Source organism: Akkermansia sp. (genome assembly GCF_020860705.1).
In the GTDB taxonomy this organism is placed as follows: domain Bacteria; phylum Verrucomicrobiota; class Verrucomicrobiia; order Verrucomicrobiales; family Akkermansiaceae; genus Akkermansia.
On sequence record NZ_JAJBTT010000042.1, the window covers coordinates 57,492 to 65,403 of the forward strand.

Below are 7,912 nucleotides of genomic sequence, written 5' to 3' on the forward strand. Positions count from 1 at the left end.
ACAAGGATCAAAACAAGGATCAAAACAAGGATCAAAACAAGGATCAAAACAAGGATCAAAACAAGGACCAAAACAAGGACCAAAACAAGGACCAAAACAAGGACCAAAACAAGGATAACACCCCGGGCAAGGAAGACAAAGGTGATCAACATGAGATGAAAAACGCCCAGCTTCCCTCCTCCCCGGAAAAAGACAAGCTGCCTGAAACGCCCGGAACGGAACAACCGCAGCCCAAGCCGCAGCCGGAAGGAGACAAACCCGTACCGGTAGCCACGCAAAAGGAAAGCAAGGAGGAAAAGGAACGCCGGGAAGCAAGAGCCATCCTGATGGAACGCAGGGACATTGAACCCGGCTGCCCCGTTCCCCAGCGCTCCCCGGAAATTCCGCCGGACAAGGACTATTAACCCGCGCCCGCATCTGCCACGCCAACCCTTCAAACATATCCCGCAACATGATGAAAAAACTGCTCGCCATTCTTTCACTCTTCTTCTGCATGACCGTCACGCTCATGGCGCAGCAGGTGGTCACCACCTGGCTGTCCGACGCCGTCGTGCCGGGAGAACAAACCCGCCTCTTCATCATCCTGACGGACGGCAGCATCGCCCGCCAGGACCCGCTCCCCAGGGTGAAGGGGGCCAGTCTGCGCTGGGTCAACCAGGGCAACTACATCCGCTGGCCAGGGTCTCCCAAGCAGTCCGCCTTCCTGATGGCCATTGAAGTCACTCCGGATGAAGTCGGCACCGTGGAAATCCCCTCCCTGACCCTCCAAGCCAACAACGGCCGCACCTATACTACGCTTCCCCAGACGCTGACGGTTTACCCTTACAGCGCCATCAAATGGAACACGCTGAACATGAACGGCGCCACGGTACCGTACGGCATGCTGTGGCATGTGGACAACCAGAAACCCTACGTCCACCAGCCGGACCGCTGCGAACTGAAAATCTACGCTCCGGAATACATTCTGGAATATACGGCTCCCACCATCACCACTTCCAACCTGGCCGCCTGGCGCTTTGAACCCACGCTGGTGGAACTGCTCCGCGGGGAGCCCCGCGGCTCCGTGCTCTACAGGGGCGTCAACTGGAACGTCATGACCTTCCAGAGCACCCTCTTCCCGCTGCGCGCCGGGGAAGTCACGGCGGCTGGCACCGTCACGGCCCGCGCCGCGCTGCCGGAACAGGACCCGCTCATCGCCAATTTCATCCGCTCGGAAGTGCTGGTGGAAATGTCCATCCCGGAAGTGAAAATCACGGCGCAGGAACTTCCGGAGGGGGCGCCCGCCTCCTTCACCAACGCCGTGGGGAACTTCCGCATCTCCTCCAGCACGGATGCACGGGACCTCAGCGCCAACGAACCCATCACCGTTAAAATCAAGGTAACGGGCACGGGCAATATTCACAGCATCGCCTGCCCGTCCCTCACGGACGCCTCCAACTGGAAGCTTTATCCTCCCAACAAGCTGGATCCGGGCCAGAACACGCGCACCACCCAGGGAACCGTGGAATTCCAGCAAATGATGCGCCCCATTGCGCAGACGGACGCCATCCCCCCCTTTGAACTCACCTTCTTTGACCCCAGCACGCAGCAATACAAAACCGTGACCACCTCCCCCATTCCGCTGGAATGGAAAGCCTCCGCCATCACCGGAGCCGCGGCCGGCGCAGCCGCTCCCGCCACGCCGCCGCCCGCAGGCACCATCCCGGTTGCGGAAATGACGGACATTTACGGCATCATGCCTGCCGCCGTCATGAGCGCCCTGACCGCTCCGGCACACTGGGGGTGGTACTTCTTGGCCTACATCCCCGCCGTCATCATCCTGGGCATGGCCCTGATCCGCTACATCCGGAAGGTCCAGAAGGAAAGCTTTACGGCCCGGGAACGCATGCGCGCCTTCCGGAAGCTCGCCTCCACGCCGCGCCAGGCCAGCCCCACGGAATTCCTGCGCGCCGCGGGCAACTTCATTGAAACCCACATTCCTCCTTCCAAACAGAACGAAGAAATGAAAACGATCCTGCAGCTCCGGGATGACAGGGCGTTCAAGCCCTCCGAAGCGTCGGATGAACTGCCCCATGCAGAACGCCAGAACATGCTCCAAGCCATTAAAAAAGCCATCGCCAAGCTTCCGGTGGTCATCCTGGCCGCCGTCCTCGCGCTGTCCCTGGCCGGAACGTCCGGGAACGCCGCGGAAGCGGACAACCTGGGCGTGCAGGCCTATGAACAGGGGGAATACGCCCGGGCCATTGACTACTTCAACAAGGAAAGCAGCAATCCGGAGCTCTCCAAGGCGGAACGGGCCTATGCCAGCTTCGGCCTCGGCAACTCCTACTACCGCATGAACAAGCCCGGTCTGGCCGCCCTCAACTACCGCCGCGCGCTGGAACTCTCCCCATACTTCACGGAAGCCCGGTACAACCTGCAATTCATCGAACGCAAGGAAGGGGCCATCCTCCCTCCGGACACCAGGGAAAACCAGTGGCTCACTTACATCAGCCATGATGCGCTCGGCCCCATCTCCATCCTGTCAGGGGCGGTCATGCTCACCTTCCTGGCGCTCCTGACCGTCACCCGCAGGCACGGAGTGCTGCTGACCATCCTGGCCACCCTCAGCGGGCTGGTCACCGTGGCGGCCATCATGAACTACATCATGTACCCGGAAACACCGGAATCCGTCCCGGCGGACCATCTGCTCGTCGTTACCCGGAAAACGCCCGGCAGGCATGCGGCAGACATGAACAGCCCGGCTGTCATCACCCTGCCGGAATCCACCCCGCTCATCCTGCGTGCGGAACGCGGTTCCTGGTACTATGCCAGCACCTTTCAGAACACGCCCGTCTGGATCCCCAAGGAAGACGCCAGTCCGCTGTAGTCCTTCCCATTCCTACCCCCTTCCGAACCAAGGGCCGCCTCTCCCGGAATACCGTGCTTCCGGAAAGGCGGCCCTTGTTCACGGTTGAATGAAAGCCTTCCGGCCGCCGGAGGAGCCGGGGCCCTAGCATGAAAGTACCGCCTATCCCGCCGTTCTCAGGGTTTCCCCATTCTTCTCTCCTACGGCATGGGAACGCACCGTCCTTCCATGGAACGCGGCAGACGGCGCCGCAACCGCCCGGCTGCACACAAACGACTTTCCGCATTCCATCGGTAAAGAGTCATGAAGAGGAAGACTACCACTACCAATGCTCCATCAACCATGACCACAGGGCACGCGTATGTTAACATCGTCCGGCTGGCGCCCATGACGGGTTCAATTGAGAAAAGGGATGGCGGCACGCTGACGCTACCGGAAAAATCCGCGTGCCCGTTTTACCCGCAGGCGGTTTGTGCCGACGGCTTACCAGGAATCCAGATGCACCTTCCTGCCCGGCGGCGGAAAAGCCTCGTCCAGCAGCTCCAAATCCCCGGCAGTCAGGTTGATGGACAGGCTCCGGTAATTCTCCTGCACATGCATGACGGAACCCGCCTTGGGAATGGCGATCATTCCGGGCAGCCGCAGAATCCAGGCCAACGCGATCTGCACCGGAGTTGCCTCATGCTTCCGGGCGATCTCCACCAACACCGGATTGCCGGACAAACGCCCTTCATCCGCCGGTGAATAGGCAATCACGGGAATATGGCGCTCACGGCACCAGGGCAGCAGGTCATACTCCACGCCCCGGTGGGCCAAATTATAAAGAATCTGGTTGGCGGCGCAGGAATTTCCCCCCGGAACGGCATAAAACCGCTCCATTTCCGCAACGTCCATATTGCTGACGCCCCAGGACTTTATTTTACCTTCCTGCTGTAACTCGATCATGGAGGCAACCGTATCTTCAATGGGATGGGGGCCTCCCCAGTGAAGCAGGTACAAATCCACGCAATCCGTCTGAAGCTTCTTCAAGCTCCGTTCGCAGGCGGCTTTCGTCCCGGTCCTGCTGGCGTTGCCGGGCAGTACTTTGGTAATGAGGAAAACGCGGTCGCGCAATCCGCAGATCGCCTTGCCCACCAACTCCTCATTGCCGTACATCTCCGCCGTATCGACGGCGCTCATGCCAAGCTCAATGCCGGCACGCAGCGCGTTGATTTCTTCGGCTTCCCTTAACGCCGATTTTCCCATCTTCCAGGTTCCCTGCCCCAGGGAGCAAACCTGCCGGTGGTCCGGAAAAGTTACTGAATGTTCCATCATCAACTACTCTTTCTACCTGATCATACGATTCCATGCCGTATAAACCTTTGACAGCATCCGGAGAAAAAAGATCAAGAATCAGGACGCATCCCACCTTCATCACGGCGCCGGCTCCCATCATCTCCCCATGTAACTCCACCCCTCCGTCTACTGGAAATGTTATTCAATACGCTTCTGATGAACGGATTAAACATTTTCACCATCTTCCCTCCGCACATACTCCCGCAAAATCGCCCGACTTGCCGCCACGTCATACCTGTTGCCGGAAACGGCCGGCCCTCTGCCGGAAAAATCCCTGGCATCCGCCGTCATCTCCCGTCCGGCAACCGCGTCTGCACGTCCGGATCACGCACGGAATCCCTTCCTCTCCCTGTTGGAAAAAGGCAGGAAAAACCACCCGGCCGCCTTCCCGGTGACGAACAACCCCGCCCGGAAAAATCCGCTCTCCCCGGAGATCAGCAGCCACGGCCTCTTTCTCCGGAAAAACGGCGGCGGAATCACTCGGTATCCAGCCGCCTGCGGCCCCACGCGTGACGGGGCATCAACCATCCGGACAAATGCCGTACTTCCGCGGTTCTCCTGTCAATGCCCGTTCTTTTCCTTCCCCCGTCATGGCCTGATATTCCTGATAAACCGGGCGGGAACGCCGCCCACGACCGCATTGGCGGGGACATCCCGGGTGACGACGGCTCCGGCGGCCACAATCGCATTCTCCCCCACAGTCACGCCGGGCAGCACGGTCGCTCCGGCTCCTATCCACGCCTTGCGCCTGATTACGATGGGATGGGAACGGACATGCTGCCGCAAATCCGGTTCTTCGGCATGGTTCTCCGTAATCAGCTTAACTCCGGGCCCTATCAGCACCTCATCCTCAATCGTGATTCCGCCCCGGTCCATGAACGTGCAGCCGCAATTCACGAACGCATGCCTGCCAAACCGCGTAAAACGTCCGAAATCGGTATAAAAAGGCGGCACAATCCAGGTCGTTTCATCGATCTCCTCCCCCGTCAGGTCGCTCATCATGGCCCGTGTCTCTTCAGCATCATGATACCCCGTATTCAACTCCCCGGTGATGCGGAACGCCCTGGCGATCAAATCACCTATGACCGCATACCCGGGATCGTCCAACCTTATCAGCCCGCCGCGGCGCATTCTTTCCAAAATAGGTTCCATTTGATTTCTTTCTATTTTTTCCTATTGCACTACTCCCTGAACCATTACTCCCATGGAACGGTGTGTGGACCGGACATGCCGGGGACCGCATGATCCCCAACAACGCCCCCGGACGCTCCCTTTACTTCAGGTTTTTACTGAAAAACTCCGTCAGCTTGTCGAAGGGAATCATATTCACCCGGTCGTAAAGGTCCACGTGTCCGGCCCCGGGCACCCAATAAAGCTCCTTGGGCTCGGCGGCGCGCCTGTAGGCGTCCTCGCTGAACTCCCTGGAATGAGCCTCCTCTCCCGCAATGAAAAGCAGGGCGCGGGGAGAAATCGTCTCCATATCGGAAAACGGATAAAAATTCATGAACTTCACGTTGCTGGTGAGCGTCGGGTGGGTGGTGAACTCCGGAGACTGTCCTTCCGGCGTAAACTCGCCGCGGGGGGTACGGTAAAACTCAAAAAACTCCCGTTCAATGGGGCTGGAATCCTCATGAAGTTCATGTACGGTTCCGCTGGTATACCGGGCCGGAGCGCCGGAAAACTCCGCATAACGCTGTTCCGCCGCCTCCGCCAGAATCTTCTTCCGCTGTTCCAATGTCTGCGCCTTCCCCAATCCCTCCCGGCTGGCCGTCCCCATATCGTACATGCTCACGGTTGCCACGGCTTTCAATCTGGGATCAATCTTGGCGGCGCTGATGGCAAAACTCCCGCTGCCGCATATCCCGATCACGCCGATGCGGGCGCGGTCCACAAAAGGCTGCGTCCCCAGATAATCCGCGGCCGCGCTGAACGCCTCCGCATAAAGATCCGGAGAAACGGAATTCCTGGGTTCGCCGTCGCTCTCTCCCCAGAACGGCAGGTCCAGCGCCAGCGTTACAAAACCCCGTTCCGCCATTTTCGTGGCGTACAGGTTAGCGCTCTGCTCCTTCACTGCTCCCATGGGATGCCCCACGATGATGGCCGGATGCCGGGCAGCCTTGTCCCTGTCCTTGGGCAGGAACAAATTTCCCGCCACGTTCATGTGATACTGGTTTTTAAATTTGACCTTCTGCAAGGCAACCTGGCCGCTCTTGTAAAAATTATCCGCGTCCGACGGCTTGTCTGCCGGGGAAGCCATGCTTCCGGACAAGGCAAGAGCGCCAAGCGTGGTTGCGACCAGGGTCCTGGCCTTGCGGGTGATGGTGGATTTCGTATTCATTGCTTATTCCTTCCTGTTGTATTCTTCCGGCGTTCCCACCGGACCATGGCAATATAACAGGATACCCGGAAAAGCAGGTAGCCTGGTTCTCCCGCATTCTTGCCTGATCCTGCAAAATGGAAGGGAATGGGATTGCCCCAGGCCCCTTCTTCAAATAAGATGAATCATCCCTCATGAAAGAAAAAGAGAAGGAAAAAGGGCGGAAGCCCCTCCCCCTGCCGGATCATGTCCCACATGAACCGTTGCACCTTGCAGAAATGATTGCAGGCTGGACGCAGGGAAAGCACCAGACGGCGACGGCCATTCCCGGACTGGAACTTCACCGCTGGGAATCCCCTACAGAACCGCACAGCTACATGTTCTCCCCCCACCTTTGCCTGATCGCACAGGGAGCCAAGCACATCCTGCTGGGAGAGGAAGCCTATGTATATGATGCGCAAAGTTTTGTCGTCTCATCCGTGGAACTTCCGCTCGTCTCCAAAATCATTGAAGCCAGCCCGGAAAAACCCTATCTGGGACTGACGCTGGAGCTTGACTTGCAGGAAATCTCCCAGCTGATGCTTCACGACAGCCTGGCTCCCCTCCGGGAACGCCCCGCAGACCGGGGCATCGGAGTCAGCAAAATGACTCCGGCCCTGCTTAACGCCGTGGAACGCCTGCTGGAACTGCTGGAAACCCCGGCGGACATTCCCATTTTCCTCCCCCTCGTCAGGCGGGAAATCTATTACCGCCTCCTGATGGATGAACAGGGATACCGGCTCCGGCAGATTGTCATGGCGGAAAGCCACAGCTACCAGATCGCAAAAGCCATCAGCTGGATGAAAAAACACTTTGACCGTCCCTTCAGCATCGGAGAACTGGCAAGCCATGCCGGAATGAGCCCGTCCAGCTTCCACCAGCACTTCCGCACCCTTACGGCCATCACCCCGCTGCAATTCCAGAAACGCATCCGTCTCAACGAGGCCCGGCGCCTGATGCTGGTGGAAAACATGGACGCGGGAAACGCCTCCTTCCGCGTAGGTTATGAAAGCCCTACCCAATTCAACCGGGAATACAAGCGCATGTTCGGCAACCCGCCGCGCAAGGACATCAAAAAACTGCAGGCCGCATCCATTTGAAGGAAAACGGCTGCTTTCACGCGCCGTGCCCGTCGCGGGTTCTAGCCCGTCCCATCTCCAAACGCCCCCTGAGCCATCCGTTAGTGATGAAAAGTAAAGCTTCGCTCCAATCTACGCTCCTGTGAGGGAGCGACACGATCCTTCACGCTATCCGGCATATACCGATTGTTTCAATCCACGCTCCTGTGAGGGAGCGACTATAATCCATCCGCAAGGCGGCGGCCATCGCTTGTTTCAATCCACGCTCCTGTGAGGGAGCGACGGTTGGCTCAT

6 protein-coding genes are annotated in these 7,912 nt (G+C 58.7%); 3 read left to right on the forward strand and 3 right to left on the reverse strand.

Going from position 1 to position 7,912, the window contains the following annotated elements; all coding sequences use genetic code 11:
• Positions 1 to 155: 155 nt before the first annotated feature.
• Both LIO64_RS10015 and LIO64_RS10020 read left to right on the forward strand, forming a co-directional pair.
• Positions 156 to 404, forward strand: coding sequence for a hypothetical protein (locus tag LIO64_RS10015; RefSeq protein WP_290549301.1), 249 nt, complete (start codon positions 156 to 158; stop codon positions 402 to 404).
• A gap of 47 nt (positions 405 to 451) precedes the next feature.
• Complete coding sequence (locus tag LIO64_RS10020) at positions 452 to 2,869, forward strand: tetratricopeptide repeat protein (RefSeq protein WP_290549302.1); 2,418 nt, start codon at positions 452 to 454, stop codon at positions 2,867 to 2,869.
• A 462-nt stretch (positions 2,870 to 3,331) separates the two neighbouring features.
• On the opposite strand, the gene LIO64_RS10025 is transcribed toward LIO64_RS10020, so the two are convergent.
• The 3 genes from LIO64_RS10025 to LIO64_RS10035 form a co-directional block, all read right to left on the reverse strand.
• Positions 3,332 to 4,159 carry an aldo/keto reductase gene (locus tag LIO64_RS10025; protein ID WP_345779586.1) on the reverse strand — a complete coding sequence of 276 codons (828 nt, stop codon included), beginning with the start codon at positions 4,157 to 4,159 and terminating at the stop codon, positions 3,332 to 3,334.
• A 612-nt stretch (positions 4,160 to 4,771) separates the two neighbouring features.
• Positions 4,772 to 5,335 carry a DapH/DapD/GlmU-related protein gene (locus LIO64_RS10030; protein ID WP_290549304.1) on the reverse strand — a complete coding sequence of 188 codons (564 nt, stop codon included), beginning with the start codon at positions 5,333 to 5,335 and terminating at the stop codon, positions 4,772 to 4,774.
• Between the two features lie 121 nt (positions 5,336 to 5,456).
• Positions 5,457 to 6,440 carry an alpha/beta hydrolase gene (locus LIO64_RS10035; RefSeq protein WP_345779587.1) on the reverse strand — a complete coding sequence of 328 codons (984 nt, stop codon included), beginning with the start codon at positions 6,438 to 6,440 and terminating at the stop codon, positions 5,457 to 5,459.
• Between the two features lie 338 nt (positions 6,441 to 6,778).
• Between LIO64_RS10035 and LIO64_RS10040 the strand changes: the two genes are divergently transcribed.
• Positions 6,779 to 7,639, forward strand: a complete 861-nt coding sequence (locus LIO64_RS10040; protein ID WP_290549306.1) for an AraC family transcriptional regulator — start codon at positions 6,779 to 6,781, stop codon at positions 7,637 to 7,639.
• The last annotated feature ends 273 nt before the right edge of the window (positions 7,640 to 7,912 follow it).

Coding starts and splice junctions, on each gene's coding strand:
- LIO64_RS10035 (WP_345779587.1), bottom strand. CDS start 6,440: ATGGCTTCCCCGGCAGACAAGCCGTCGGACGCGGATAATTTTTACAAG.
- LIO64_RS10015 (WP_290549301.1), top strand. CDS start 156: ATGAAAAACGCCCAGCTTCCCTCCTCCCCGGAAAAAGACAAGCTGCCT.
- LIO64_RS10020 (WP_290549302.1), top strand. CDS start 452: ATGATGAAAAAACTGCTCGCCATTCTTTCACTCTTCTTCTGCATGACC.
- LIO64_RS10025 (WP_345779586.1), bottom strand. CDS start 4,159: ATGGAACATTCAGTAACTTTTCCGGACCACCGGCAGGTTTGCTCCCTG.
- LIO64_RS10040 (WP_290549306.1), top strand. CDS start 6,779: ATGATTGCAGGCTGGACGCAGGGAAAGCACCAGACGGCGACGGCCATT.
- LIO64_RS10030 (WP_290549304.1), bottom strand. CDS start 5,335: ATGGAACCTATTTTGGAAAGAATGCGCCGCGGCGGGCTGATAAGGTTG.